General features: G+C 36.9%; 40 protein-coding genes. 38 read left to right on the top strand and 2 right to left on the bottom strand.

Features of this window, described 5'->3' with window-relative positions; all coding sequences use genetic code 11:
* Positions 1 to 25 precede the first annotated feature (25 nt).
* A complete protein-coding gene (locus NST85_RS20550) occupies positions 26 to 1,393 on the bottom strand; it encodes a sensor histidine kinase (protein WP_127193410.1) in 1,368 nt (455 codons plus the stop codon).
* Positions 1,390 to 2,064 (bottom strand): response regulator transcription factor, encoded by a 675-nt coding sequence (locus NST85_RS20545; RefSeq protein ID WP_127193409.1) that lies wholly within the window; start codon positions 2,062 to 2,064, stop codon positions 1,390 to 1,392. The genes NST85_RS20550 and NST85_RS20545 overlap by 4 nt, the downstream gene beginning before the upstream one ends.
* A 164-nt stretch (positions 2,065 to 2,228) precedes the next feature.
* Between NST85_RS20545 and NST85_RS20540 the strand changes: the two genes are divergently transcribed.
* From NST85_RS20540 to NST85_RS20355, 38 genes are all read left to right on the top strand, one after another.
* Positions 2,229 to 2,897: a Yip1 family protein gene (locus tag NST85_RS20540; protein WP_341190240.1), complete on the top strand. Its 669-nt coding sequence runs from the start codon at positions 2,229 to 2,231 to the stop codon at positions 2,895 to 2,897.
* A gap of 445 nt (positions 2,898 to 3,342) precedes the next feature.
* A complete protein-coding gene (locus tag NST85_RS20535; RefSeq protein ID WP_127193407.1) occupies positions 3,343 to 3,909 on the top strand; it encodes a GNAT family N-acetyltransferase in 567 nt (188 codons plus the stop codon).
* On the top strand, positions 3,906 to 4,865 hold the full coding sequence (locus tag NST85_RS20530; RefSeq protein ID WP_341190239.1) for a hypothetical protein: 960 nt from the start codon (positions 3,906 to 3,908) through the stop codon (positions 4,863 to 4,865). The genes NST85_RS20535 and NST85_RS20530 overlap by 4 nt, the downstream gene beginning before the upstream one ends.
* 73 nt (positions 4,866 to 4,938) lie before the next feature.
* Positions 4,939 to 5,154 carry a class I SAM-dependent methyltransferase gene (locus NST85_RS20525; RefSeq protein WP_341190238.1) on the top strand — a complete coding sequence of 72 codons (216 nt, stop codon included), beginning with the start codon at positions 4,939 to 4,941 and terminating at the stop codon, positions 5,152 to 5,154.
* The gene (locus tag NST85_RS20520) at positions 5,151 to 5,528 is read left to right on the top strand and encodes a class I SAM-dependent methyltransferase (protein ID WP_341191142.1); all 378 of its coding nucleotides are present in this window, start codon (positions 5,151 to 5,153) and stop codon (positions 5,526 to 5,528) included. Before NST85_RS20525 ends, NST85_RS20520 begins: the two co-directional genes overlap by 4 nt.
* Entirely contained in the window at positions 5,528 to 6,295 is a 768-nt protein-coding gene (locus NST85_RS20515) for a hypothetical protein (protein ID WP_341190237.1), read from the top strand. The genes NST85_RS20520 and NST85_RS20515 overlap by 1 nt, the downstream gene beginning before the upstream one ends.
* Positions 6,296 to 6,327: 32 nt before the next feature.
* The gene (locus NST85_RS20510) at positions 6,328 to 6,900 is read left to right on the top strand and encodes a histidine phosphatase family protein (protein WP_341190236.1); all 573 of its coding nucleotides are present in this window, start codon (positions 6,328 to 6,330) and stop codon (positions 6,898 to 6,900) included.
* Between the two features lie 45 nt (positions 6,901 to 6,945).
* Positions 6,946 to 7,455 carry a hypothetical protein gene (locus NST85_RS20505; RefSeq protein ID WP_127193402.1) on the top strand — a complete coding sequence of 170 codons (510 nt, stop codon included), beginning with the start codon at positions 6,946 to 6,948 and terminating at the stop codon, positions 7,453 to 7,455.
* Positions 7,456 to 7,495: 40 nt separating this feature from the next.
* Positions 7,496 to 7,876, top strand: coding sequence for a glyoxalase (locus tag NST85_RS20500; RefSeq protein ID WP_127193401.1), 381 nt, complete (start codon positions 7,496 to 7,498; stop codon positions 7,874 to 7,876).
* A 36-nt stretch (positions 7,877 to 7,912) separates the two neighbouring features.
* Positions 7,913 to 8,380, top strand: a complete 468-nt coding sequence (locus tag NST85_RS20495; RefSeq protein ID WP_341190235.1) for a DUF4362 domain-containing protein — start codon at positions 7,913 to 7,915, stop codon at positions 8,378 to 8,380.
* 54 nt (positions 8,381 to 8,434) lie between these two features.
* The gene (locus NST85_RS20490) at positions 8,435 to 8,935 is read left to right on the top strand and encodes a DinB family protein (protein WP_127193399.1); all 501 of its coding nucleotides are present in this window, start codon (positions 8,435 to 8,437) and stop codon (positions 8,933 to 8,935) included.
* Between the two features lie 36 nt (positions 8,936 to 8,971).
* Positions 8,972 to 9,226 carry a DUF2164 domain-containing protein gene (locus tag NST85_RS20485; protein WP_341190234.1) on the top strand — a complete coding sequence of 85 codons (255 nt, stop codon included), beginning with the start codon at positions 8,972 to 8,974 and terminating at the stop codon, positions 9,224 to 9,226.
* A gap of 89 nt (positions 9,227 to 9,315) precedes the next feature.
* Positions 9,316 to 9,816, top strand: a complete 501-nt coding sequence (locus NST85_RS20480; protein WP_127193397.1) for a DNA topology modulation protein FlaR — start codon at positions 9,316 to 9,318, stop codon at positions 9,814 to 9,816.
* A gap of 63 nt (positions 9,817 to 9,879) precedes the next feature.
* Positions 9,880 to 10,398, top strand: coding sequence for a GNAT family N-acetyltransferase (locus NST85_RS20475; RefSeq protein WP_127193396.1), 519 nt, complete (start codon positions 9,880 to 9,882; stop codon positions 10,396 to 10,398).
* A 47-nt stretch (positions 10,399 to 10,445) separates the two neighbouring features.
* Positions 10,446 to 10,994 (top strand): DNA topology modulation protein, encoded by a 549-nt coding sequence (locus NST85_RS20470; protein WP_127193395.1) that lies wholly within the window; start codon positions 10,446 to 10,448, stop codon positions 10,992 to 10,994.
* A gap of 229 nt (positions 10,995 to 11,223) precedes the next feature.
* Positions 11,224 to 11,538 carry a hypothetical protein gene (locus NST85_RS20465; protein ID WP_341190233.1) on the top strand — a complete coding sequence of 105 codons (315 nt, stop codon included), beginning with the start codon at positions 11,224 to 11,226 and terminating at the stop codon, positions 11,536 to 11,538.
* An 18-nt stretch (positions 11,539 to 11,556) separates the two neighbouring features.
* Positions 11,557 to 12,303 (top strand): metallophosphoesterase family protein, encoded by a 747-nt coding sequence (locus NST85_RS20460; protein WP_127193393.1) that lies wholly within the window; start codon positions 11,557 to 11,559, stop codon positions 12,301 to 12,303.
* 44 nt (positions 12,304 to 12,347) lie between these two features.
* A complete protein-coding gene (locus NST85_RS20455; protein ID WP_148125751.1) occupies positions 12,348 to 12,881 on the top strand; it encodes a hypothetical protein in 534 nt (177 codons plus the stop codon).
* Between the two features lie 20 nt (positions 12,882 to 12,901).
* Positions 12,902 to 13,336, top strand: a complete 435-nt coding sequence (locus NST85_RS20450; protein ID WP_341190232.1) for a GNAT family N-acetyltransferase — start codon at positions 12,902 to 12,904, stop codon at positions 13,334 to 13,336.
* Positions 13,337 to 13,356: 20 nt separating this feature from the next.
* Entirely contained in the window at positions 13,357 to 13,842 is a 486-nt protein-coding gene (locus NST85_RS20445; RefSeq protein ID WP_127193390.1) for a GNAT family N-acetyltransferase, read from the top strand.
* A gap of 39 nt (positions 13,843 to 13,881) precedes the next feature.
* Complete coding sequence (locus NST85_RS20440; RefSeq protein WP_341190231.1) at positions 13,882 to 14,412, top strand: hypothetical protein; 531 nt, start codon at positions 13,882 to 13,884, stop codon at positions 14,410 to 14,412.
* A gap of 35 nt (positions 14,413 to 14,447) precedes the next feature.
* Positions 14,448 to 15,008: an AAA family ATPase gene (locus tag NST85_RS20435; RefSeq protein ID WP_127193388.1), complete on the top strand. Its 561-nt coding sequence runs from the start codon at positions 14,448 to 14,450 to the stop codon at positions 15,006 to 15,008.
* A gap of 112 nt (positions 15,009 to 15,120) precedes the next feature.
* Positions 15,121 to 15,510, top strand: coding sequence for a zinc ribbon domain-containing protein (locus NST85_RS20430; RefSeq protein WP_127193387.1), 390 nt, complete (start codon positions 15,121 to 15,123; stop codon positions 15,508 to 15,510).
* A gap of 75 nt (positions 15,511 to 15,585) precedes the next feature.
* Positions 15,586 to 15,969 carry a MerR family transcriptional regulator gene (locus NST85_RS20425; protein WP_211350174.1) on the top strand — a complete coding sequence of 128 codons (384 nt, stop codon included), beginning with the start codon at positions 15,586 to 15,588 and terminating at the stop codon, positions 15,967 to 15,969.
* A 50-nt stretch (positions 15,970 to 16,019) separates the two neighbouring features.
* A complete protein-coding gene (locus tag NST85_RS20420; protein ID WP_211350172.1) occupies positions 16,020 to 16,976 on the top strand; it encodes an aldo/keto reductase in 957 nt (318 codons plus the stop codon).
* 115 nt (positions 16,977 to 17,091) lie between these two features.
* Positions 17,092 to 17,472 carry a hypothetical protein gene (locus NST85_RS20415; protein ID WP_127193386.1) on the top strand — a complete coding sequence of 127 codons (381 nt, stop codon included), beginning with the start codon at positions 17,092 to 17,094 and terminating at the stop codon, positions 17,470 to 17,472.
* 174 nt (positions 17,473 to 17,646) lie between these two features.
* On the top strand, positions 17,647 to 18,348 hold the full coding sequence (locus NST85_RS20410) for an NUDIX hydrolase (protein WP_341190230.1): 702 nt from the start codon (positions 17,647 to 17,649) through the stop codon (positions 18,346 to 18,348).
* Positions 18,349 to 18,701: 353 nt separating this feature from the next.
* Positions 18,702 to 19,088: an ACT domain-containing protein gene (locus tag NST85_RS20405; protein WP_127193384.1), complete on the top strand. Its 387-nt coding sequence runs from the start codon at positions 18,702 to 18,704 to the stop codon at positions 19,086 to 19,088.
* On the top strand, positions 19,076 to 19,852 hold the full coding sequence (locus NST85_RS20400) for a Cof-type HAD-IIB family hydrolase (RefSeq protein WP_127193383.1): 777 nt from the start codon (positions 19,076 to 19,078) through the stop codon (positions 19,850 to 19,852). Before NST85_RS20405 ends, NST85_RS20400 begins: the two co-directional genes overlap by 13 nt.
* Before the next feature lie 113 nt (positions 19,853 to 19,965).
* Positions 19,966 to 20,865: an alpha/beta fold hydrolase gene (locus NST85_RS20395; protein WP_127193382.1), complete on the top strand. Its 900-nt coding sequence runs from the start codon at positions 19,966 to 19,968 to the stop codon at positions 20,863 to 20,865.
* On the top strand, positions 20,858 to 21,304 hold the full coding sequence (locus NST85_RS20390; RefSeq protein ID WP_341190229.1) for an aminoacyl-tRNA deacylase: 447 nt from the start codon (positions 20,858 to 20,860) through the stop codon (positions 21,302 to 21,304). Before NST85_RS20395 ends, NST85_RS20390 begins: the two co-directional genes overlap by 8 nt.
* A gap of 47 nt (positions 21,305 to 21,351) precedes the next feature.
* The gene (locus NST85_RS20385; protein ID WP_127193380.1) at positions 21,352 to 21,687 is read left to right on the top strand and encodes a hypothetical protein; all 336 of its coding nucleotides are present in this window, start codon (positions 21,352 to 21,354) and stop codon (positions 21,685 to 21,687) included.
* A 53-nt stretch (positions 21,688 to 21,740) separates the two neighbouring features.
* The gene (locus tag NST85_RS20380) at positions 21,741 to 21,899 is read left to right on the top strand and encodes a hypothetical protein (protein WP_170220220.1); all 159 of its coding nucleotides are present in this window, start codon (positions 21,741 to 21,743) and stop codon (positions 21,897 to 21,899) included.
* An 83-nt stretch (positions 21,900 to 21,982) separates the two neighbouring features.
* Positions 21,983 to 22,498 carry a GrpB family protein gene (locus NST85_RS20375; protein WP_341190228.1) on the top strand — a complete coding sequence of 172 codons (516 nt, stop codon included), beginning with the start codon at positions 21,983 to 21,985 and terminating at the stop codon, positions 22,496 to 22,498.
* Positions 22,499 to 22,523: 25 nt separating this feature from the next.
* Positions 22,524 to 22,940: a hypothetical protein gene (locus NST85_RS20370; protein WP_341190227.1), complete on the top strand. Its 417-nt coding sequence runs from the start codon at positions 22,524 to 22,526 to the stop codon at positions 22,938 to 22,940.
* Positions 22,941 to 22,952: 12 nt separating this feature from the next.
* The gene (locus tag NST85_RS20365) at positions 22,953 to 23,300 is read left to right on the top strand and encodes an ASCH domain-containing protein (RefSeq protein WP_341190226.1); all 348 of its coding nucleotides are present in this window, start codon (positions 22,953 to 22,955) and stop codon (positions 23,298 to 23,300) included.
* Positions 23,301 to 23,369: 69 nt separating this feature from the next.
* Positions 23,370 to 23,990, top strand: a complete 621-nt coding sequence (locus tag NST85_RS20360; RefSeq protein WP_341190225.1) for an O-methyltransferase — start codon at positions 23,370 to 23,372, stop codon at positions 23,988 to 23,990.
* A gap of 5 nt (positions 23,991 to 23,995) precedes the next feature.
* Positions 23,996 to 24,559, top strand: a complete 564-nt coding sequence (locus NST85_RS20355) for a GNAT family N-acetyltransferase (protein WP_341190224.1) — start codon at positions 23,996 to 23,998, stop codon at positions 24,557 to 24,559.
* Positions 24,560 to 24,561: the final 2 nt, after the last annotated feature.

Below are 24,561 nucleotides of genomic sequence, written 5' to 3'. Positions count from 1 at the left end.
TCTGATGGATACCCGGTGAAACTAACTAATCAGTTGGCGTAGTGATTGGCAAGGCGATAATGAAGGTTGTTCCTTGACCAAGCTCACTTTCCACTCGGATGTCACCTTGATGGAGCGATACGATCTGTTTAACGATGGCGAGTCCCATACCACTACCGTCATACTTACGACTGTGGGAACGATCGGCCTTAAAAAAACGCTCAAATATACGCTTCTGATACTCAAGGGGAATACCAATGCCAGTGTCAGATATTCGGACTGTCACATTTTTGATATCTTGTTTGATGCTTACGTTAATTACGCCGCCATCTTCGGAAAATTTGATGCTATTGCCGAGGATATTCGTCCATACCTGATTTAACAGGTCATGATCAGCGGTTACTTTAACGGTCTGTAAATCAAGCTCGAAATGTATGTTGCGAGCAGACCATTGCGGCTGGAGCGCCACGAGTACCCGCCTTATTTGTTCATCAAGGCTGAGTGTGAAGAGCCGAAGTTGCTGTGACTGCGATTCAAGCAAACTCAGCTTTAGCAGGCTATCGCTCATTTTGGACATCCTCTTCGCTTCAGCGATGATAATATCAAGATAACGGCTTCGTTCGTAATCTGAGAGGTCAACTTTCTTAAGCGCTAGAGCATAACCGGATATCGAAGTAAGCGGAGACTGAACCTCGTGCGACACGTTCGTTACGAATTCCCTGCGCATCTGCTCAAGTTGCTGCAAATCGTGCATCATTTCTTCGAAGCTGCGGGCCAAAGTACCCAACTCACCCGTTTGCTTAATATTCAGCTTGACGTTGAAGTCTCCAGCTGCTATCTGCCTAGTCGCTTTTGTCAGTTTTTTGATCGGCGTTACCAAGAATATAGAGGCAACCAGAATCAATAAGCTTCCTGTAATCAACGAACAGGTTGCAAAGATTATTGCCCACCTTATGACAAAAGAGGCGGAAGGTGGGGAGAGCATCTCCAGAAACATCGCTTTCGTTCCCATTTCCGTTTTCAACGGCAACCCTAAGAGGACCGTAGCAATACCTCTCGGAGAGTCTTGAACAACTCCTCCGTCTAATACTTTCTGTAGTTGCTCCATCGTCACATTGCTAGGTTTCTGTCCGTTAGGTTTTCCGTAAGACTGGAACTGGCCCGTTGCTTCGTAAATTCGAATATGATAAGAATTGAGCTGCTTCATTCCACTTACGAACGAGTCCGCTTCACTTAACGGAAGGATCTTATAAATCTGGACAATGTCTTGGCCAAAGTTACGTAAGTTGATTTGAGCGTTTTCGTTCAATTTTCCTTCAAATATCCAAGTTGACACATAGAAAGAAATGATCGTACCCGCGATGACCGAGACTAGAAATGTCAAGACAACACGTATATATAAGGATCTGATCATTCGTATACCTCAAGCCGGTACCCAAGCCCGCGTACCGTTTCGATACGGAAATCGGGTGTATTTGCGAACCGTTCGCGCACGCGTTTAATATGTACGTCTATGGTTCGATCATCTCCAGCATAATCGATCCCCCAAATTTGATCGATCAACTGCTCGCGTGTATAGACTTGTCCGGGTGTTCCAGCGAGCTTATATAGCAATTCGAACTCTTTGAGCGGCAAAGTGAGTGATTCCGTCCCTCTCGTCACCTTATATGTCTGCCGATCAAGAATGACGTTGCCGATCTGGATCGTCTGCGTGGAACCAATCCGGTATCGTTTCAGTAACGCCCTAACACGAACCGTTAACTCTAACGGATCGAATGGTTTCGTCAAATAATCGTCCGTCCCAAGTTCGAAGCCTTTCACTTTCTCCCATGTTTCGCCTCTCGCAGTCAGCATAAGTATCGGAAGATCAGGATTGGCTTTTCGGAGCTCCTTGCATAATGTCCAGCCATCCATAATAGGCATCATAATATCGAGTACGACAAGATCGACATGCGTTGAGGCGTAAATGGCTAGTGCTTCTTTACCATCCGCGGCCTCGGCAATTTCGAATCCATCGTTGCGTAGAAACAAACAGACGAGTTCACGAATGTTCGCATCGTCGTCAGCAACTAGTATAGTAGGCATCGGTTCCCTCTTTTCCTGTTTCCACCCTAAATAGTAATAATCATTATACTACAAATCGTTTCGAATTCATCGGGGCTATTCCCTTTGGGGTTTCGGGATGTATAATAATGGAATGACAAAGGTAGGGAAAATAACCCATATTTTAAGTAAATAAGGAGGAAATCATGGAATTGTTAAAAGACGAACAAAGACTCCATGATGCTAATGGAAGTAATGGAAATGATCGATGGAATATTTGGCTTAAGATTTGGATCAGACCCAGAGAGACGATGAGGCGTATTCTTAATGAACCAAACAATGTAGATCAGGTCATTTTACTCTTGCTAGTAGGAGGGTTTATCTACGGTTTGAATCAATCAGTCCTAAAGAATTCAGGTGATTCAACATCATTATGGTCTCTACTTTTATCACTAACATTCGCAACGATTATAGGAGCAATTATTTACTATTTTGTAATCGGGGGATTATTTTACTGGGTAGGTAAGTTGTTAGGTGGAACTGGTTCATATCGAGATGTTCGTTTGTCATTAGCTTACGCGTACATCCCTAGTGTAATAACACTGGTGACTTGGATCCCATCCCTTATCTTGTTTGGCAAAGAAAACTTTACTTCAGAAACTCCAAGGATGGATAGTAGTATTGGTTTACTCATCATTTTTTTAATTTTTGGAATAATTGAGTTTATTATAGGCATTTGGAGTGTTTTTATTTTCTTAAAATGCCTTGGGGAAGCTCATCGGTTTTCTGCTTGGAAGGCTTTGTTAACGTTTATATTACCATTTATCTTACTAGTAATACTTGGTGGAATAATCGCAGTAGCTTTAGGTGGATAATTTGTAGGTGAAGGTGGTTGGCAGATGGATAAGTATACAAAACCAAACTGTCATCTTATATCCATCATACATATTATCCGTGTGTACAAAGTGGGGAGTGCTGTCTATGGGAGAACGATTATATTACCTTATTGAATTTATTGTATTTATTGGAATTGGGGTCTATTCTCTATTTAAACCAGAGTACCTAAAGAAACTAATAAGTAATAAACTTGTAGTAAGGATACTTGCAGTGGTATGTCTGGCTTATGGTTGTGTGAATCTTTATAATTTTTTGAATTACTAATTCATATTGCGATATGTATAATAATGGAATAAGTCCAGTCGACTCGACAAATGACCCAGTCTAAGATAAAAGCTATCTAAGGCTGGGTTATTTCGTGAATATGTGAACGTTGTTGTGGGAAAGATCTTTGCCAATTACCTTGAAAGGAAGATCTAGAATATGATTATAGAAACCGACAGGCTTTTTATAAGTGATTTTAAGGAGGAGGATTGGTCGAAGGTTCATAGTTACTGTTCCGATGAAGAGGTAACAAAATATACATTGTGGGGCCCCAACTCAGAAGACCAAACGAGGGATTATATTAATAGCTCTATTTTAGCTCAGTATATAAAACCTAGAGAAAAGCATGAGTTAGCAATAACTATCAAAACTACTAATGAACTAATTGGTAACTGTTGCTTAAACATTGAGGGGAGCAATGCTGAGATTGGGTACTGTTTTTCTAAGGAATATTGGGGAGACGGGTTTGCTACAGAGGTTGCAAATGGACTGTTAAAGTTTGGCTTCAACCAAATGGGACTTCATAGAATTTATGCGACGTGTAGACCACAGAATACCAGCTCAGCAAGAGTAATGGAGAAGATCGGAATGAAGAAGGAAGGCCATTTAAGAGAACATGTTAGATCCAAGAATAATTGGCAGGATTCGTTTGTTTACTCAATACTTATACAAGAATTTGAATCTATTTTGAATAACAATAAGACTACTTCTGGGATAATTCTATGAAAGCTATCGTAGTCTTATCGTTGCTTCTAGTACTTATGGGATGCTCGGGTGGGTTGAATTCAAAAGACGAACCTATCTCGCCAAATGCCACCAACTCCACTAATGAACTCAAACAACCAATCGGAATTGAGACTACGGACGTAACATTCAATGATTTTATTGTACCTTCAGAATATCAATTAAAGCGGGATCTTAGTCATTCTGATATCGATGCTACGTACAGATTATACGAGTTCGAAGTGGGCAACTCTCTTCAAGAGATAGAGGATTGGATAAGAAGTGAATCATCTCGCTTGGGTGGAGAAATTATGGAGCGATACACGTTTGATACTAAGTCTGAGGAGAGTATGGATTTAATCGTTCTGTTACCCTCCAAAGTCGGAACGAGAATAATTAGCACGTATACACCCCGATACATGGACAAGAAACACTTAGTAATTGAAGAAACACTTATTAAGCAACCCAGAACAATTGACCAAAATTACGAAGACCATGCCTTAGTTATATATACTCCTACGGAGAATGGATTAATAAAAGAATCATTTAAAGGTAATTACTATCATCAACATACCGATATTTTTTCAGTCTATTTCTATACACAAGCATTTTTCCAAGAGTTAATTGAAGTTAATAAATACAATCTAGAACTTAAATATGATATGACCAAAGATGAGTTGGATTATACTGTTGGATATTTTGATAAGGAAGGAAATGAGATGGATCCATATGACATAACGGATGAGAATCGTGATGAATTTACGTTCGGGATTCAACTAAAGAAAGATTTCCTACCCCGTGATGAAACCCAAAGAGAATTGATATTATTCAATTGGGCAAAGACAGTTTTAATTGGTGACAAAGCGGATTCACGAGTGTATGAAGGTAGTGAGAAAGTTAATTTTTTATCTGCGGGAAAAGTGTTTAAATCATTTACATTACACGAACTAGTGGAGTAAAGAAAATTGAATTGGATTATTGGACTAACGATGAAACTAAGCAATATAAAAAAATATGGGAGGAGCTTAGCGCATGAGTATTTTAGAATCATTGATCGAACAATCGAAGAATCCCAATAAAAGAATAGGCAAAATCATGTTAAATATCATGAACAAAGCTCACATGAGTAGAACAAAGATTGCCTTAAATAAGTTGAGTATAAAAGAAGGTTACATCCTATTGGATATCGGTTGTGGTGGAGGGGAAACCATACGTGAAATGTCCAAAATGAACACCAATATAAGATAATTGGGGTTGATTATTCGGAGACATCCGTAAATTTATCAATTGAAAGAAATTCTAAAGATGTGCAGTCTGGGAAGGTTGAAATAGTTGTAGGAGAAGTATCAAAATTACCCTTCGAAGATAATTATTTTGATATCATTACAGCAGTTCAGACCCATTATTATTGGCCCGATCTTAAAAATGATGTAAAAGAAGTGTACAGAGTGATGAATACAAATGGGAAACTCTTAATTGCTGCTGAAATATATAAAATTAATTATCATATGGAAGGTTATAAAACAAGTGATGAAATGAAAGAATTGCTGCAAAGTTTAGGATTTAGGAAAGTAACGATAGAAGAAGATGGAAAATGGCGATACGTTATAGGAGAAAAATAATGCTAGCAAATCAATTAGACGGTAAAGAAACTATACATAAAGTTAGACTCTTAAGAAAAATGTATTTGGCTGGGCTATTGGGCGGGAAAGTGATGCCTGAGGACGCTAATCCAGGTTTAGACAGGGATTCTGCAACCAATTACTTATATTTCACTTTATCGATGGCACTTAACTATCAACGTAATTCATACACACTATGGGATTCAGCACAAAAATCCTTTAACGATAAAGAAACTGTTGGAATATTTAATCCTAGTTATGTAGCATCAATAGATGAGAATGAATTGAGAGAACTACTATTGAAACATAAGCTAGCGCTGCAGCCAAATAAGCATTGCGCTACTTGGAGAACATTATGCCAAACTATACATACTCACTTTGAGGGTGATATCCGAAATTTATTTATTGAGTGCGATTGGTATATCCCGAATATTCTTGAGTATATCCAAAAGTCGCATAAACAGCATTTTCCGTACCTGAGTGGTCCAAAGATCTGTAACTATTGGCTATATGTTATTAGTAACTATACGGGTGCTAAATTGTCTGGAAAAGAGGCATTGTCAATTGCCCCTGACACCCATGTAATTCAATCGACAGTACGTTTAGGTTTAGTAGAAGAAAGAGATATAAATGACAGTAATATTCAAAGTAAAGTAAATAAAGTTTGGAAGGATCTTTTAACTAACACGGAATTGTCGTTAATTGATCTCCATACTCCCTTATGGTTGTGGAGTCGTAATGGATTTAAGGAACTAGTAGAAAGTTAACCAGGGACACCAACAATTATATGGAGGTATTTATGAACACTTATATTTATATGGTAAGGCACGGAGAATCACTTAAAACGGAGGGGAACGAGAGAACACGAGGGCTAACTGACAAGGGTAAGACGGATGCCCATATAATAGCTGAATTATTAAAAGATGAGGGAATAAATACGTTCGTTTCAAGTCCGTATAGTAGGGCAAGTTTAACTATAGAGAATTTAGCCCATTCATTAGGTAAAGAAATAGTAGTATTTGAAGATCTTAGAGAAATAGACTTCTCAAGCGATGATAAGATATTGGATGATAAAGAAGTGTACCCAGCAGTAAGAAAGATGTTTGCTGACCCAGGCTTCTCGTTGCCTGGAGGGGAGTCTATTACGACTTGTCAGAAACGATCTATAACTACCTTGAAGCAAATTCTAAGGGAATATAAAGGTCAGAAAGTTGTACTAGGAACTCATGGGGCAGTTATGACATTAATGATGGGGTACTTCGACAGTCAGTACGATCTGGATTTTTTATTTAAAACTTCGAAGCCCGATATTTACAGAATGGAATTCGATGGGGAAGTATTGAGGGAAACCAAGAGATTATGGCAAGGTTAATTACAGCAGTGTGCCTGAAATCCTCAATAGAAGGAGAACAATAAAATGCGACTCCACAGGATGATTCCCTTTTTACTTTTATTTTTCACCATGGGTTGTTCAAGTTCAAGTCCCGTTTTCGCACCACCACCTTCAGTTTCAAGTAATCTAGAACCTAAAAGCAAGATGTATAGTGACGGATCCATGCATATTGAAGAGAAGGCAACTTCACTTGGAATTGTGCCATTCGATACGACAGATACAAGTGGAAATGATAATGTTGACTTTGATTATTTAATAGAAGAAGTTCCTGAAGTAGAAGAGTATAAATTAATGAAGCAAGGGATTAATCCAGATTACGATTTTTATATTTATGAAAATCCAGAGGCAATCTTTCTTAAAAGTACTGATTGGGAGAGTGAATACTATATAGTAGAAGTTGGAGAGAGAACTGGATCAGAAACGATTCATATTTGGCATAAATTTGCGGTTGAATATGAACTAGAAGATGTCTTGATCTATGATAGTTCAACTGGAAAATACATAACGTTAGATGAATGGAGATCGAAGAAGTAGCGAAGCATAAACGATCATTATAAAAGAAGGTGCATAGCGTATGAATAATGGGTTCTCACACTGCCTACAAATCTTTCCGACGATCAATATTAACAGAACAGCAGAATATTATGAGAGATTGGGGTTCAGAGCTGTCTATTATCTAGATTCGATAGAGCCACATGTATGTTTATATCGGGATTCAATAGAGATTATTCTAACACAGTCTAAGCAAGATATATTTGTACCCAATAGAGTAAGTCATGGATATGGTTATGACGCTTACTTTATCGCAACTGAACAACAAGAAATAGAACATGAGTTTATAAATCTAGGTGTTAAGATCGTGCGCCCATTATCAACTACTGATTATTACAATAATGAATTTGTATTTGAAGACGTTGATGGTCGATGGATTGCAGTGGGTAATAAGATATTATAGATGAGCAGAACGAGAATATATCGGAGGGTGAACTAGATGAAAAAGTATATTTTATTACTAAGCCTGTTACTTGCTGTTGGATGTTCTAATAACAAAGTAAATAACGAAGTTCAAACACCTCTAGATTTTACTTTAGAACAAGCAGAGAAGAATGGTGACATTATCGTGGGTCCTTCGGGTCAAAGGAATACGGAAAAAATGGATGATTTCATATCAAGCCACAATAATAATGAGAAGGCAACATTAAGAATTGCTACTTATACTGATGAAGGTGATGCAATTCTATATGACTTAAGTACAGACGAAGATACAATTTATTATTCAAGTGACAATACTAGAGACGCTTTCGGTGGAGATGTTGGAATTAAGAAGACAACATGTAAGAACATAGTTAAAGAAGAAGATACAGAAACCACATTATATATTATCGAGGGATGTAAAGATCGTATAGGACCCTATGATTCGGTAAGAGATATAGATATAGTATTAACATTAGTAAAGTAGTATCTCCTTGGCTCTCAGAGGTATACACTTTTAGTAAAACGAAGGAGGACTTACATGCAAACATTTTTCCGTTATAACTGGACGGTAAGAGAACAATGGTATCAATGGTGTGAAGATGTAATGTATGATGAGTTGATTCGTGAACGAACCGGTGGTGTGGGTAGCATATTGCAAACTCTATTTCACATTATTGATGTTGAATGGAGTTGGATCCGTATATTACAAGGAAAGCCAGACTTCCAAGAAGATTTTGAGAATTATAAGACTTTAGATAAACTTATAGAACTAGATCTTAAGTTTCGGCCTGAGGTAGAGGAATTTGTTGAAGCATGGAACGAAAGCATGGAGAAGCGCCCTTGTTATGATCCCCAGCCTGATGGAAATGTAGCTATAGATGCGTGGGGAGAAGTTATGCGTCACGTGATTGCACATCAGATCCATCATATGGGACAATTATCGGTATGGGCGAGAGAAGTTGGCAAGAAGCCAATATCCGCAAACGTCATTGGTAAGGGTCTCATTAAACTAGAAACAAAAGTTGAAGATAACGGATAAAATTCTAGTGTCCAAGTGGAGGTTATCGATATGGTCATGTCTATCAAATTAGCTAAAGAACAAAAAGCAGAAATTATTAATAACATTCAAGCCTATTTTGAAGAAGAACGATCCGAGAGCATAGGGGAATTAGGGGCGGATCAATTAATTGATTTTATGATACAAGAATTAGGACCGCACATTTATAACAAGGCAATTGAAGACTCAAGAAAGCTAATAACTGAAAAAATGAATCAAATTGATGATGAGTTATACACATTAGAGAAGCCTATTAAAAACTGGAAAAGATAGCTTTCAGACAAAAGACGCCTCAGCCTAAGATAAGAGTATCTATGGGCGGGGCGTTTCGTAAATACTCAAATATTGTTAGGGGTGATCAGATGGGGTTGAAAATACATATAATAGGCGGTGCTGGAAGTGGTAAGTCCTACATAAGTGAGAGATTGGCTCAGCAATTAAACATTCCTCATTATGATTTAGACGATATATTTTGGGATAATACCTCGTATAGTTATGGTGTTAAAGCCGATGAGGATTTACGAAACCAACGCTTTCAAGAAATAGTAGACTGTGATTCATGGATAATTGAAGGGGTATATCTGGGGTGGATTAAATCGAGTATTGAAAGGGCCGATAAGGTATTTATATTACAACCAAATATGAAGCTTCAACATAAACGTGTTATTTTCAGATTTATTAGGAGAAAGTTGGGTCTCGAACAAGTAAAAATGAAGGAAACGTTCAAAGGACTAAGAGAACTATTGAAATGGAATAAAGGATATAACGAGAAGAAACTTCCGAGTTTTATTGCTTCGCTAGACCAATACAAGAATAAAGTAATAGTAACGACCGATAGTGAGGACATATTTAAATACATATAAGATGAAGAATGCCCCTATGTTATTTGTGGGTAGATAAAATATTAAATTGTTGAGGTGATGTTGATGAAGTTAAGGAGAGCAGAACCAAGTGATATTGAAGGGCTTGCCTATGTTAGTGTTGAGACTTGGAAAACCACATATGCTGGTTTAATTTCAGATGCATTTTTATCAACTTTAACTGTAGAAGGGCGCAAGGAGATCTGGGATAGGTCTTTCAAGAATCTTAATATAGATGAAGTAACATTTGTATTGGCTGATAATCAGGATAGAATAATAGGATTTGTAAAGGGTGGTCGCTGTAGAGAAAGTAATTGTGATTCGGCCGCAGAGGTTTATTCAATATATATATTGAAAGAGTTTCAAGGAAGTGGGTATGGAAAATTACTATTCAAAGAGATGGTAGAACATTTAATAGGAAGCCATTATCATACACTTAAAGTGTGGGTTCTGGAAGGTAATCCAGCAGTACACTTTTATACTAATTTAGGAGGCCAGATAGTTGGAAAGAAAGAAATAAAGATAGGAGAAGAAACACTCATAGAATTAGCAGTACAGTGGAAGGACATTAAAGATATACGCTAGCTGTAGGAATGGGACGAAACAAGTTGAATGTTAAAGAGGTCATACATATGAAAATAATGATCATTGGCTCGAGTGGTTCAGGTAAGTCAACATTTTCACGGGAAATAGGAGAATTATTAAAGTTGCCTGTGTATCATCTAGATGCTTACTTTTGGAAGCCAGGCTGGATTCAGACTCCACATGAAGAATGGGAGAACTTTAATACACGTTTAGTAACGAAAGAGGAGTGGATCATTGATGGCCACTACGGAAGAACGGTTGAAATTCGAATGCAGGCGGCGGATGTTATTATTTTCTTTGATTTGTCTCCGTGGATCACAACATACAGAGTAATTAAGAGAAGAGTTCAGTATCATGGGAAGACAAGACCAGATTTAAATGAAGGTTGTCCAGAGTCGTTAGACTGGCAATTTATAAAATATGGTTGGAATTTCCGCAGGGATAAGAGACCTGGAATAATTGAAAAACTTAAGAAGCATTCATCGGATTCAAAAATCATAATAATTAAGAATCGTAAGGAGTCAAGGTTGATAATACAAGCACTAAGAAGTACAGGTAAAAGCTATTTAGAAGATAAGGAGAACGCCCCAGACTAAGATAATAGTTATCAAAGCCTGGGGTATTTCGTGAATACAAAACAGCTGCTTGAAAGGAGAGCATATGTCGTTTTACAACAACTATCCACTAAATTCGAACCAGGATATATTTTCGAAAAATTCAACGGGACGATATTTTGCCTATTTATCGAACAGGAGCAAGTGTTTATCTTTTTTATCAAATAACATAGAAGACTTTGATTTTAATAGCAACGAATTATATAAGGCGATGCCAATGGGTTACACGACACTAACCATTTTAGAAAGGGCGTTTCTTATTGATGGTGAGGGTATCAAGACATGGCCTGTTGAGAACGAAGGAAAAATCTACATTATTAGAAATGAAATGGTGCCGAAGCATTACTGGGGTCAAGACCAGAAGGAATATCATTTACTTCTTGAGTCATTTAAGGGAACCTATGCATTAAAGAATGCAACGAAGTGGTGTGAGGATTTATTTATAAAAATTAGTAACGAAGAGAGTAATAGTAACGTTTCAAAATTAATAGGGGCTGTAGTAGTAGAAGAATTTAACTGGCATTAGTTGAAAAGGAGAAAACTTATGACTCAATCCATCGCAATTATTTCAGATATTCATAGTAATAGTATTGCACTAGAGGCTGTATTAAAGGATATTTCAGCTCGCGATATTAAACTAATCGTTAATTTAGGAGATAGTTTGTTCGGTCCGATTGATCCAGTAGGTACGGCTCGTCTATTAATGAATAATACAGATGTTATAAATATTATGGGGAATTGCGATCAGATTCTTTTAAAGGAAGAAAGTGATTCTGCTACATATAAATTTGTAAAACCATTTATCAATGATGAGATCAAGCAGTGGATCAGATCATTTAAAACCACATGGGAGTTTGAAACCATTCTGTTCTGTCATGGAACACCGTTTTCAAATGAACAGTATTTGTTAGAAGAAGTAAATGAGATGGGTGTTCAATATAAGAATCAACAGCAACTTTCAATGGAACTTGAGGAAGTGCCACATCATTACATTTTTTGTGGTCACAGTCATGTATTTAGAACAATATATTTACCTAGTGGTAAGTTGATTGTGAATTCTGGAAGTGTAGGGTTACCTGCCTATGATGACGAGGCACCTTTTCCGCATGTGATGGAATCTAACTCCCCCTATGCCGATTACGTTATTGCTCATAAGACTGAGGATGGAAATTGGAGTATTGAACATATAATGATTCATTATGACTGGGATAAAGCTAGTTCTATTGCTGAAGATAATGGGCGAAGAGATTATGCATTTGCAATAAAAACAGGCAGGGCATTAAGGGAGTGATGCCCCAACACAACTGAATTTTCTATTATAAAAGGAGATCTATGATGAAAAGGAAATGGTTGCTGTACATTATTATAATTTTATTATGTTCAAACCTAATTACGCTCTATTTTTTATGGAATTCTAGACCAGTCGTTGAATCACAAAAGGATACTAATAATTTTGTTCTATATGAATTAGAGGGAAAGGGAGACAACTGGCAGGTTAATGATTATAAGGTTCTCAAAACGACAACGAAAATCAAAAGAAGTTTAGCCAGATTAGTGTACCTAGGAGAAAGCAATCAACTAGATCAATCAACATACTTTACATTCCAGGTCATTGAAGAGAATAAGGTCGTATACTCGAATGAATACACAAGTGAAGGTGGATCCATTAGTATATTATTAAACATTGATGATTTAGGCTCAATTGAGAGTGAGTTAACTAAGTTCGATATGGATATCAGCCGTGAAAATATTGAAAACACAGAAATTAAATTGATATGGGAAGATAACAATGGAAAAATAAACGAAGAAACGATTAAATTATCTATAATTGATGAGGTATCAGACGTTTATCTAAAACCTAACAAATAATCATTGAAAGTGGGATCACCATGATTACTATACAGCAAATTAAAACTGAAGATTTAGAAGATCTATGCGAACTCTTCGATGAGCTAATTAGCGAAAAGACAAATTACACAAAACTAGTAGAGGTATTTCAAACTATAGAGAACAATGATAATTATATTATTCTTGGTGCATTCAATGAGGATGGATTAGTTGGTACTCTTATGGGGATCATTTGTCATGATTTTGTAGGAGAATGTAAGCCATTTATGGTAATCGAGAATGTTATTGTGTCCAATCGTGCTCGAAGACAGGGAATTGGGAAGAAGCTAATGTTAGAAATCGAAAGGATCGCCAAAGAAAGAGATTGTTACTATATCATTTTAGTATCGGGGGAACAAAGAAAAGAAGCCCATGTGTTTTATGAGAAGTTAGGATTTAAGGATGAACAAGTAGAGGGATATAGAAAACATTTATAGTAAATGGAGGGCTCAAAAATATGATAACTATTCAATCGGTCGAGTATCATCAAAAATCAACATTACGGAACCTTATTGAACTATATAAATACGATTTTACTGAGTATTATCCAGAGGATGTCAATGAGAATGGTCTATATGAATATAAGTATTTCGATCATTATTGGACCGAGACCGGTAGACATCCATATTTTATTCGTGTAGAAGGTATACTGGCTGGATTTGCTTTGGTAAGGGAGATCGAAACTACGGATAATAGTACAATTTATTCAATAGCTGAATTCTTTGTAATGAAGAAATATAGACATCAGGGGATTGGCCAATATGTTGCAGCCGAATTGTTCAATAAATTTAATGGAGTTTGGAAAGTTGCTCAAATTGAAACGAACAAACCTGCTCAGAAATTTTGGAGAAAGACCATTGAGGGATATACAAATAACAATTTTCAAGAAATTAGAGAAGATGGGTGGGATGGACCCATTCAAACATTTTCGACAATAACCTAATAAAGCAGAAGATAATTCAGACTAGAAGGAGCAATTAATGTGCTGAGAAAAGAAGCATTCATCTTATACCTAGTTCTAGTAATGTTCGTATCTGGATGTTCGTCAAATTCGCTAGAGGGTATGCAGAAATATCAAAACGATAAACAAGGAATAGAATTTAAACTTCCAGAAGACTGGACGGTCACAGATAAATCAATGGGGCAAGGGATTACATGGCTAGTTGTTTCAGAAGATGAATATATTGTATTAGAAGGACACACTGGGCCATTTATAAATATCTATGGCTTCAAACCTGGTGATATGAGCATTATTTCTGAAAAATTGGAATCTCTTAGAGAGATTAGTGATGGTAAGGATTTAACTGAAACTACATCAAAAATAGGAGGCAAGGAGGCTATAAAATTTGTAACCGAAGAGCTTGGTGAAGGGAACGAAAAAGGGAGAATCGTATTTTACATAATAGACGATAAGGACATGTCGATGTTAATTGAGACCATTGAATTAGCAGAAGATCACGATAATAGTATAAAGAAAATGGACAATACAATTAAGTCGATAAAGTTTAAATAATAATCAAAATACATAAGATTCAAAAGGGAGGACACATGAAATTCATTATCATTTTTGGGCCACAAGCAGTTGGTAAGATGACAGTAGGGCATGAGCTAGAGAAAATAACGGAATTAAAACTTTTCCATAATCATATGACTATTGAATTAGTTTCTCCCTTTTTTAATTATGGTACAGCTGCGGGAAAAAGATTGGTTGGTTTATTTCGTCGGGAGATATTTGAAGAGGTTGCAAAGAGCGATTTAGAGGGATTAATTTTTACATATGTATGGGCGTTTGACTTGAAAGCTGACTGGGACTATGTTGATAAAATATGTGATATTTTTGAATCCAAGGGCGGGGTTGTTTACTTTGTCGAGCTGGAAGCAAATTTAGAAGAAAGGCTTGAGCGTAACAAAACCCCACACAGATTAAATCACAAACCAACAAAAAGAAATATAGAGCGTTCTGAACATGATTTAAGAAGTACAATGGAAAAATACAGATTAAACTCTTATGATGGAGAAATCCATAAGGAAAATTATATTAAAATTAACAATACTGAACTAAGTCCCGAGGAAGTCGCAGTGATCATCAAGGAGAAGTTTCATCTATAGACTACACATGACCCAGTCCAAGATAAGAGCTATCTATGGCTGGGTCATTTCGTGAATCGAAAAATATTGAGGAAGAATATCTTAAATATAAACTAAGAAAGGAAGAAAAATTATGAACGAATGCCCTTGGTGTGCAAAGGAAGTAGTTATAGTGAATAATATTTGCCCTGAATGTAAGCATGAAGTCTTACTGGATAAACAGGGGAATGTTACTTTTGAATATGCTGAAGAAATAGAAGAGTCTACAAATAGCGAGGAAAATTTAGAACAAGCAATAATGGAAAGATTTAAGTGTGTAAAGTGTGGTCACAATGAATGCGATGTTAAGGAAGTAGCAATGACAGGGACAGGATTAAGTAAAATTTTTGATGTGCAACACAATCATTATTTATTCGTATCATGTGATTATTGTGGGTACGTCGAAGTGTACAATCCAGATATTCTTGCAAGGAAGAAAAGTGGAACCGTAGGAACTATCATGGACATATTCTTTGGGAGTTAAGTTAATTATTTATAGGGTTGACTTAGAGTGAACTCTAACTAGTAAAATGAAGTTAATCAAAGAGGAGGCCTCTTCATGATTGATACGGAATTATCCATTCAGCAGGTTGCAGCTAGAATAGGACTTAGTGTACACACCCTTCGATATTATGAAAAGATTGGTCTGATGGAACCCATATGCCGAGCATCAAACGGACATCGTACTTACCATACGCATGATCTTGAATGGATTATACTTCTTATGCGATTACGCTCTACCGGAATGCCGATTGCTGAGATGCAACGGTTTGCGGATATGATGCGTCTAGGGGATGCGGGGATTAGTAAGCGAAGGGAACTGCTGGAGGAACATGAGCAAAAACTGCTTTTGCAAGCTAAGGAGCTCCAGGATACTTTGAGTGTTCTACGTGACAAGGTTACATATTATAGGGCATGGGAAGCAGCCCAGCATCAAGAGTAGGATGAAATGATCAGAGTCCAGACTCACTTTTGTTGAGGAGGAATGTTACAGTGCAACAACTGCCATTAGGTGCCACAGGTATGAAAGTAAGTGCATTAGCCCTAGGGTGTTTAAACTTCGGCTCACGTACAAATAAAGAGATGTCCTATCGTTTACTAGATCAATATCAGGACGCAGGCGGATCTTTCTTGGATACGGCGAACAATTACGCCTTCTGGAATGATGGATGCGTTGGTGGGGAAAGTGAATCGCTGCTTGGTCAGTGGATGAAAGAACGTGGTAACCGGTCACGCATGACTATAGCAACAAAGGTTGGAGCTAAGCCGACCTTTCCGGGTGGTGGATTTGAGCATAAGGAAGGATTAAGTCGCAAAGCAATCGAGCAAGCGATCGATGAAAGTCTGCGGCGTCTTCATACTGATTATATTGATTTGTATTATGCTCACATTGACGATGCGGACATACCTCTGGAAGAGACGCTAGAGGTTATGGAAGGATTAGTTCGGGCGGGGAAGGTTAGGGCTCTTGGTTGTAGTAATTATAGTGTTTCTCGAATAGAAGAGGCTCGAAGTATCAGTCAAGCCCATAACTGGACATCATACTCCTGCATTCAGCAACGTCATACATATCTTCGTCCGAATAGGGATGCGGATTTTGGCGTACAGCTGAGTGCGGATGATGATTTGTTAAAATATTGTGAGCGCCATGAGGACTTTTCAATCCTTGCTTATTCACCTTTACTTAATGGTGCATATACACGTGAGGACGTACCTTTTCCCGAGCAGTACGAAGGACCAGAAGTTCAGGCAAGAATGAGAGTTTTGAAGGAAGTAGCTGCAGAGACAGAAGGGACAATGAATCAGGTAATCCTGGCTTGGCTACTGCAAAATACTCCGTCCACGATTTCGCTGGTTGCTGCAAGTAGTTTTGGACAACTTAGAGAGAATTTAGGCTCTTTGGACATCCGGTTAACTCAGGAACAGTTGGAGCGATTAAACAAGGCATAGACATCATCAAAGTTGAATCGGTGAACACGTTAATCAGCTTAAGGCATGGTGCCTTAAGCTGATTAACGTCATAAAATGTGAAAAGGTTAAGAATTCAACAAGAGAGGAGTCACAAATGCATAAATCCTTAATGTTAACAATGCTACTTGCTCTTTCATTGCTATTGATGAGTTGTTCAAAAGATAATGCAACACAATTATTAGGTATTTGGGAAGCGGATCAAGTAAGTCAGAAAGTGGGTAGTAAGGAATTAATAAGTCAATATAATCATTGGGAAATAACTGAAGAGAACATAATACTAAAAAGTTTTAATTTCGAAATCCAAGGAGACACAACAATACAAAAATTTAGTGAGCAAACAAGGACATTAAAATATACATGGGAATCGAATAAACAACTCCAAATAGATAATCAAACATTTAATATCAAGCTGAAGAAAAATGAGATGAACCTAATAAATGAAAATATTGTTATACACTTTAATAGACAAAAATAATGGATTAACACCGCATTTACGATACAGGGCTACCGCTTCTTGTTTGGCAGTTGTATAATCATGGAAGAAGATAACAATAACCCAGTCTAAGATAAGATCAATCTAAGTCTGGGTTATTTCGTGAACCCTCAAATGTTATACACTAACACTGTTATTTCGGAGGAGTGGGTATTTGTGAAGATCAAAGCGATTAAAGGATTAGATGAGATCAGGGAAATTGTGAAAGTGTCCATGGAAGAATCTAAGTCTGTTATTGAAATGTTCGATGTCTTCGATGAAAAGATGATCAAGATCGGTATAGATAGTCGAGAAAATGTGCATGCCAAAGGGCTTTGGCATCAAACATTTCAGTGTTGGATAGTTAATCATACGATTAGCGAAGGAGGAAGTTTTCTTTTTCAATTACGACATAAAGACAAAGATACATATCCGGGGTTACTTGATATATCGTGTGCTGGACATCTGCAAGCTGGAGAAGTAGTGGATGATGGAGTTCGTGAATTACAAGAAGAGCTTGGTATTACAGTTTCGATCGATGAATTAACATACTGTGGGATGATAGCAGAAGAAAATTTCATTTCGACGGAAATTATGGATAGGGAATTTAATCATGTCTTTATTCATGAGAGCAATAATAATTTAGAGGATTATGCCTTTCAGAAAGATGAGATTTCCGGTTTATACTTCGTGAATATGAAGGAATTCCAGAGGCTACTAAATGGAGAAATAGACACCATCTTAATTGAAGGGATAGTAATGGATGAGGTACTGCAGACCGTACGGCCTGATCAAAGAAAAGTTCAAGGATCCGATTTCACTCCAAATTCATACGAGTATTATCAACTGATATTTAATAAGATTGATAGCTTACTCTAGTATTAAATTAATAGACAGGTAGTGGTATGATGCTTATGAATAGCGTATTGATCATTGGATTTTTATTTTCTCTTGTTGCTATTTTTAGAAATGATGAAGAAGAATAATTAAAGAGTTTTTTAATATCGATTTCTGTTTTTTCAATACTACTGTGTGTACTAAAAATAAATGAATCAACTAGCCATCTAGCAGTAGTAAATTTCTTGATAGGTGTTTCAGTGGTATCATTTTTGATCTATCAATTTTTAGAGACAGATATTAGATGGAAATAGTATAGAGACGAAGAATGATGGATTTAAGTTGATTTTTAGTTTTGATTATAGCAACTATGTGACTGCCAAGGAGGATCTACTATGAGACTACTTTTACTAGAAGAAAATTACGTAGTAGTTAAATTCAAACCCAATCATGGGTTACCACAGTGGGCATCGGATTATGATGGTGGACTGCTATCCATAACTTTTACCCCAGAAGAGCTATCGATAGTTTGTAAAGAAGAAAAAGCATTAGTTGAAAATGTAGAACATATTGAAAAAACGTGGAGATGCCTAAAGGTTGAAGGGCCACTTGATTTTAATCTAACCGGTATTTTAAATGAGTTAACCAAACCGTTAGCAGAACAACAAATTAGTATATTTGCTATCTCAACATTTGATACAGATTATCTATTAGTCAAATCATACAATATTGATAATGCAATTCAGGCTCTTGAGCAACAAGGACATATATGTACAAGATAGTATTTTTTGATGTTGACGGTACCTTATTAAGTGAAATTGACAGAAAAATGCCGCTGAGTACACAAGTAGCAATTGAGAAGTTAATGAATAAAGGAATAAAAGTAGTGCTTGCTACAGGCAGACCGTACAATTTGTGCGCAGAGTTTAAGATGATGGGAATAGATACTTTCATCTCAGCAAACGGAGCTCTTGTTAAATGTAATGAGAACACCATTTATAAATCAGTGCTGACAACAGAGACAGTTGAAAGTGTCTCAGCTTTCGCGGAGTTGAACGGGCACGGTATTTCTTATTTCACTGAGGGCTACACCATGAACGGTATAGGTTCTGAAAATGGGCGGATTATGAATGCATTAAGAGAGACTTTGTCGCTTATGGATTATCCAGAAAAAATGGGCTCATTGTCAGAAGAAATATACGGTATGTGTTTGTATGCAGACGATAGCGAAGCTCAAAAATTCGTGGACAGATTTCCAGCACTGAGTTTCAAGCGATGGCATGGCTATGTAATGAGCGTGTTTGAAGAAACGGAAGCATGCAAATCATCAGCGATACAGAGAGTATTGGAGCATTTCAACATTTGTAGATCTGAAGCCATCGCTTTCGGAGATGGTGGAAACGACATCGATATGTTGGAGTATGTAGGGTTAGGAATTGCCATGGGGAACGGAGGGCAGCAGTTACAACAAATAGCGGACTTTGTTACTAAAAAGGCTAGTGAAGACGGAATTTCCTACGCGTTAGAAAAATTTGGTATCATATAATATAAGAGATGTATGAACATAAGTTATAATTACAAAAAGTACTACTACAACAATGACCCAGTCTAAGATAAGTGTTATCTAAGGCTGGGTTATTTTGTGATTGGGGGATAGTGATGGGAAGAAAGAGTATCAACACGCAGGTAACTTCGAGCAATCCGATGCACTTTAAAACTTCAGAGAAAGAATTGAAATACAATATTGCATATGAAAAAAGTCTTTCTTTATGGAGTGTCCCATATACAACAATGTATGTTCCTACACGATTTGGACGAACCCATGTTATTTCTTGCGGTCCAGATGATGGGGAACCCCTCATTCTTTTACATGCCATGGGATTTAGCTCAACGATTTGGTTTCCCAATATTGAACCGTTAGCTACAAAATACAAAGTGTATGCCATTGATTTTATCGGTGATTTGAATAAGAGTGCACCCAGCATGTTACCTGCAAATAGGGAAGAGTGCGGAGAGTGGTTAGACGAAGTGCTGAATAGATTGGGAATTGATGCCTGTATTATGGGTGGGATTTCTTATGGAGGTTTTCTAGCCTTAAATTATTCTATTTATGCGACTTCTAGAGTTAAAAAGTTGTTCTTGCTTAGTCCAGCATCCACATTTGTACCGTTACACAATCAATTTATTTATCGAATTATTGCGATGAATGCAATTCCAGTGAAATGGAGTGTACATCACTTTATAAAGTGGTTATCCAAACATAAACTAAACAAAGCGCTTGTAGACCAATTTCACGCAGCATTTAGATATGGTTCTCTTTCGTTACGAGTTCCTCCAAGTGTATACAGCGACGATGAGCTTAAGAAACTTGTTATGCCTGTCCTTCTTCTCCTCGGAGATCAGGAAGTAATTAGCGACGTCAACTTGGCATACACTCGTGCCACTCAATTAAGTAAGAATATACTTGCAGAGATTATTCCTGGAACAGGTCATCTGCTTAATTTAGAGAATCCGGACTATGTAAACATGAAGATTAATGAGTTCTTGCATTATGGATAAATTAATATCGATCTTAGAGGAACAAGATATTGAGTATGAGATTCTCGAACATAGAGAACAAATAAACACCGCACAGGAAGGTGCAGACTACTTTGGTATTGTTATTGGTCAAACTGCTCCGACTCTTATCTTGAAAACAGAGAAAGGATTTTATGCTTTAATTGTCTCAGGGGATTATGGAAGAGTGAACCTTGATATTATCAAAGAATTAATATCCGTAGAGCAGGTGAAATTAGCTTCCCCCAAGGAAGTTGAACAAGTGACGAGTAGTAAGATCGGAAGCGTATCCTTAGTCAATCCAGGAATTCCAACTATTTTGGATAATCAACTGAATCGCTATGCATTTGTGTATGGAGGAACAGGAATCCCGCAGACGACATTAAAGATACGACCAAGTGATTTAGAGAGGGTTAATGAAATCGAAGGTTATATAGGATAGGTATTTGAGAAAAGATCTTAACTACTACACAAAAGAAGGTGCGTTTAATGGAGCGAAGAATAGTAAAGGGTGGGATTTACAGTTTCATTATTGGCTTATTAATTGGTGTGTTAGTTTTCCCAGATTATCAAACCACGAAATTGGCTGGGTCCAATGTTTATGAAATTGTTCATGATCCATTAAGAGTCTATTTATTTAAACTTATTCGATTCTCATCTATATTATCGCTATTAACTATGATTATGGCATGGGTGACTGGATACTTTGTGTTTACGAATGAGAAGACTAAATTTAGTGAATTAGTAAAAGGATTTATAAAGGCATTGGTCGTAGGTTTGCTAATCATTTTAGTGGCGTCTTTAATTACTAGTTTATTTAAATGAATTATCACCTGTATAACTTGATTGTAAATATACTCTTGAAGGAGCTGGGAAATATGCAAAAAGCTTTAATAGTTTACTTTCTTACGGAAAAGAGAAACAATATTGATGAACTTAATAATCTTTTAGCAGAAGGATGGAAAGTGGAAAGTCAAAGACCGATGGGTGTCGGAGATAATAACGCAGCATTCTCACTAGTTATTTTAGAAAAATAACTCAGACATACAACCCGGCCTTAGGTAGAACTAAGGTTGGGTTGCTTCACTTCATAGACGTGAGGAGATTGGAGAGATCTATAATGGTAGAAAGAACAAAAGTAGTTGAGGTTGTACCCTACAACCCAGAATGGAAAACGGAGTTTGAACAGATCAAGACGATGATAATGAACTATATTGGCGATGTAATCCTTGCCGTTGAACATGTTGGCAGCACTTCTATTGAGGGATTATCCGCTAAACCCATTATTGATCTTGATGTTGTTATGGACAGTTATGATGTACTGCCAGATATTATTGAGCGTTTAGAAAAGGCCGGATTTGAATACCAGGGTAACTTAGGCATTGAAGGCCGTGAAGCATTTAAGAGAACTTTTGACGACGGATTTATGAAATATCATCTCTATGTATGCCCTAAAGATGGAAAAGGATATGTCGAGCATATTGCATTTCGAGATTACTTACGTGCAAACGAATCGGCTAGAAAAGATTACGAAACATTAAAGCTTAAATTAGCGGAAACCTATCGCTATGATATTGATAATTACTGCGATAAAAAAACAGACTTTGTAAAAGATATCCTAAGATTGAAAGGATAGGACTCAATTACCAAGGAGGTAACACATGAAAAATAATCATGTTTTATACAATGTAGCTTGGATTATCGGAGCGTTGGTATTGGTTTACTTGGGTAGTTCATATCTTGATTATGCGAATGAAAAAGTCAGAACAATGTATGATGGAACATATATTTTATGGGCACAGGTCATTGTTCCTTTTGTCTTAGGAGTGTATTTAGGAATCATGAATGGATTCCCAAGCAGAGTTAAGTTTAACAAATCCCAAATGATCATTTTTATCCCGAGCTTTTTGCTTATGCTGTATGCCATTGCTCCATACTATATTCAAATCCCTTATAATAGAATTTATCTAGAGATTATGAGACAACATGGCCATTATTTATTTGGGATCATAAGTGGAATGACTTTCATATCCGGACTATTTGAAACAAAGCATAAGAAGTTAACTACAACTTACTAAGGAGTCATACGAATGAAGCATACGATGTCATTATTTAACGAGCCTTTTGAAGCCATCAAGTCAGGTGCAAAAACTGTAGAGATTAGACTAAATGATGAGAAGCGAAGATTAATTCAAGTAGGGGATAATATTGAGTTTTTTAAACTTCCAGATAAGCAAGATCGTATAGAAGTGCTCATAGAACAATTGATGGTTTTTAAGACTTTTGAAGAGATGTACAATACACTATCGTTCAAAGACTTTGGTTGCGAAGGCAGGTCAATGCAAGAAATGATCGATGGAACATATGAAATATATACTCCTGAACAAGAAGATAAGTGGGGCACGCTGGGTATCAGAATCAGATTAATTGAATCATAGTTCATTGGCTTGGGTACGGCGAATAGCTTTCTGAAAAGAGCCAATTAGGTTATTAAAGGAGTGTTGTACTTGTCGAATATTAAAGATTACATATTGAGTTTTATTACTTTAGATAATAATTTATTAGGTTCAATTAGTGAAGAAGAAGCACAGAGAAAGGATATTCAACCAGGAGTCGGACCGGAAGTTGGTAAATTATTAGGTCTGCTCATAAGATTAATAGATGCCAAAAGTGTCCTTGAGTTTGGGACTTGTATCGGTTATTCAACAATTTGGATTGCTGAAGCTCTGAAGGAAACATGTGGGGAGCTATTATCCATTGAATATAATGAAAATATTTTAACAGAGGCAAAGAAGAATGTAGAGCTAGCTGGGTTGGATCAAGTTGTGAATTTCAGATTGGGAGATGCCAGTGAAATCATCAAAAGTTTAAGTGGCCCCTATGATCTGATTATTCAAGATTGCGATAAAGCATTATATCCAGAAATGCTAGAAGAGTGTATAAGATTAACACGACTAAATGGGATTATTATCGCTGATGACACATTATTCAAGCCAATGGGGATTCCAGATAAATTTAGTAGACCTGTCGATGAGTATAACCACAAAGTATTTTCTGATGATAGATTGTACAGTACAATTCTTCCGATTGGTGACGGGATAACAATAAGTATAAAGATTAAGGAATAATGAGAATGAATAGGGAAACTTACATGAAATCGGAAGAGAGAGGTACCATGATGAGTGGCAAACTAACTTTAAAACGATTATCAAACTTGGATGAAGCGGCTTTACTAGATCAACAATTTTCTCAACATTTCCCGTGGTACAAATCAGGAGACTATTACAAGGAGTGTCTTGAAGAGAATCGTGAAGGTAAAAGAGTTACACTAATGGCGTTTTACGAAGATCAATTAGCTGGATGCTGTCACTTACTATACGAATCGAAATATCCTTTTTTCCAAAGTGATAAAATACCGGAAATTAATGACTTGAACGTATTCCCAGAATTCAGAAGAAAGGGGATAGCAAGCAAATTATTTGATGAAATAGAGTCCATAGCAGCAACAACATCTAAGTATATAGGTCTGGGTGTTGGACTTTACAAAGATTATGGGAACGCTCAAATGATGTATGGTAACCGTGGGTATGTTATGGACGGTAAGGGAATGACATATAACAATATCCAAGTGCAGCCGGGTCATTCCGTAATGGTTGATGATGAATTGCTTATTTATCTAGTAAAAGAATTAGACTAAGC

Origin of the sequence: Paenibacillus sp. FSL K6-2524 (genome assembly GCF_038005525.1) — a bacterium.
Classification (GTDB): domain Bacteria; phylum Bacillota; class Bacilli; order Paenibacillales; family Paenibacillaceae; genus Fontibacillus; species Fontibacillus anaericanus.
Note: the sequence above shows the minus strand (reverse complement) of the source record. Positions and strands in the feature narration are given on the sequence as shown.

Coding starts and splice junctions, on each gene's coding strand:
- NST85_RS20455 (WP_148125751.1), top strand. CDS start 12,348: ATGAAAAGGAAATGGTTGCTGTACATTATTATAATTTTATTATGTTCA.
- NST85_RS20500 (WP_127193401.1), top strand. CDS start 7,496: ATGAATAATGGGTTCTCACACTGCCTACAAATCTTTCCGACGATCAAT.
- NST85_RS20510 (WP_341190236.1), top strand. CDS start 6,328: ATGAACACTTATATTTATATGGTAAGGCACGGAGAATCACTTAAAACG.
- NST85_RS20355 (WP_341190224.1), top strand. CDS start 23,996: ATGAATAGGGAAACTTACATGAAATCGGAAGAGAGAGGTACCATGATG.
- NST85_RS20415 (WP_127193386.1), top strand. CDS start 17,092: ATGCATAAATCCTTAATGTTAACAATGCTACTTGCTCTTTCATTGCTA.
- NST85_RS20495 (WP_341190235.1), top strand. CDS start 7,913: ATGAAAAAGTATATTTTATTACTAAGCCTGTTACTTGCTGTTGGATGT.
- NST85_RS20435 (WP_127193388.1), top strand. CDS start 14,448: ATGAAATTCATTATCATTTTTGGGCCACAAGCAGTTGGTAAGATGACA.
- NST85_RS20390 (WP_341190229.1), top strand. CDS start 20,858: ATGGATAAATTAATATCGATCTTAGAGGAACAAGATATTGAGTATGAG.
- NST85_RS20395 (WP_127193382.1), top strand. CDS start 19,966: ATGGGAAGAAAGAGTATCAACACGCAGGTAACTTCGAGCAATCCGATG.
- NST85_RS20525 (WP_341190238.1), top strand. CDS start 4,939: ATGAGTATTTTAGAATCATTGATCGAACAATCGAAGAATCCCAATAAA.
- NST85_RS20485 (WP_341190234.1), top strand. CDS start 8,972: ATGTCTATCAAATTAGCTAAAGAACAAAAAGCAGAAATTATTAATAAC.
- NST85_RS20370 (WP_341190227.1), top strand. CDS start 22,524: ATGAAAAATAATCATGTTTTATACAATGTAGCTTGGATTATCGGAGCG.
- NST85_RS20540 (WP_341190240.1), top strand. CDS start 2,229: ATGGAATTGTTAAAAGACGAACAAAGACTCCATGATGCTAATGGAAGT.
- NST85_RS20470 (WP_127193395.1), top strand. CDS start 10,446: ATGAAAATAATGATCATTGGCTCGAGTGGTTCAGGTAAGTCAACATTT.
- NST85_RS20535 (WP_127193407.1), top strand. CDS start 3,343: ATGATTATAGAAACCGACAGGCTTTTTATAAGTGATTTTAAGGAGGAG.
- NST85_RS20460 (WP_127193393.1), top strand. CDS start 11,557: ATGACTCAATCCATCGCAATTATTTCAGATATTCATAGTAATAGTATT.
- NST85_RS20545 (WP_127193409.1), bottom strand. CDS start 2,064: ATGCCTACTATACTAGTTGCTGACGACGATGCGAACATTCGTGAACTC.
- NST85_RS20380 (WP_170220220.1), top strand. CDS start 21,741: ATGCAAAAAGCTTTAATAGTTTACTTTCTTACGGAAAAGAGAAACAAT.
- NST85_RS20450 (WP_341190232.1), top strand. CDS start 12,902: ATGATTACTATACAGCAAATTAAAACTGAAGATTTAGAAGATCTATGC.
- NST85_RS20475 (WP_127193396.1), top strand. CDS start 9,880: ATGAAGTTAAGGAGAGCAGAACCAAGTGATATTGAAGGGCTTGCCTAT.
- NST85_RS20490 (WP_127193399.1), top strand. CDS start 8,435: ATGCAAACATTTTTCCGTTATAACTGGACGGTAAGAGAACAATGGTAT.
- NST85_RS20405 (WP_127193384.1), top strand. CDS start 18,702: ATGAGACTACTTTTACTAGAAGAAAATTACGTAGTAGTTAAATTCAAA.
- NST85_RS20530 (WP_341190239.1), top strand. CDS start 3,906: ATGAAAGCTATCGTAGTCTTATCGTTGCTTCTAGTACTTATGGGATGC.
- NST85_RS20465 (WP_341190233.1), top strand. CDS start 11,224: ATGCCAATGGGTTACACGACACTAACCATTTTAGAAAGGGCGTTTCTT.
- NST85_RS20515 (WP_341190237.1), top strand. CDS start 5,528: ATGCTAGCAAATCAATTAGACGGTAAAGAAACTATACATAAAGTTAGA.
- NST85_RS20550 (WP_127193410.1), bottom strand. CDS start 1,393: ATGATCAGATCCTTATATATACGTGTTGTCTTGACATTTCTAGTCTCG.
- NST85_RS20430 (WP_127193387.1), top strand. CDS start 15,121: ATGAACGAATGCCCTTGGTGTGCAAAGGAAGTAGTTATAGTGAATAAT.
- NST85_RS20385 (WP_127193380.1), top strand. CDS start 21,352: ATGGAGCGAAGAATAGTAAAGGGTGGGATTTACAGTTTCATTATTGGC.
- NST85_RS20375 (WP_341190228.1), top strand. CDS start 21,983: ATGGTAGAAAGAACAAAAGTAGTTGAGGTTGTACCCTACAACCCAGAA.
- NST85_RS20425 (WP_211350174.1), top strand. CDS start 15,586: ATGATTGATACGGAATTATCCATTCAGCAGGTTGCAGCTAGAATAGGA.
- NST85_RS20445 (WP_127193390.1), top strand. CDS start 13,357: ATGATAACTATTCAATCGGTCGAGTATCATCAAAAATCAACATTACGG.
- NST85_RS20505 (WP_127193402.1), top strand. CDS start 6,946: ATGCGACTCCACAGGATGATTCCCTTTTTACTTTTATTTTTCACCATG.
- NST85_RS20365 (WP_341190226.1), top strand. CDS start 22,953: ATGAAGCATACGATGTCATTATTTAACGAGCCTTTTGAAGCCATCAAG.
- NST85_RS20400 (WP_127193383.1), top strand. CDS start 19,076: ATGTACAAGATAGTATTTTTTGATGTTGACGGTACCTTATTAAGTGAA.
- NST85_RS20480 (WP_127193397.1), top strand. CDS start 9,316: ATGGGGTTGAAAATACATATAATAGGCGGTGCTGGAAGTGGTAAGTCC.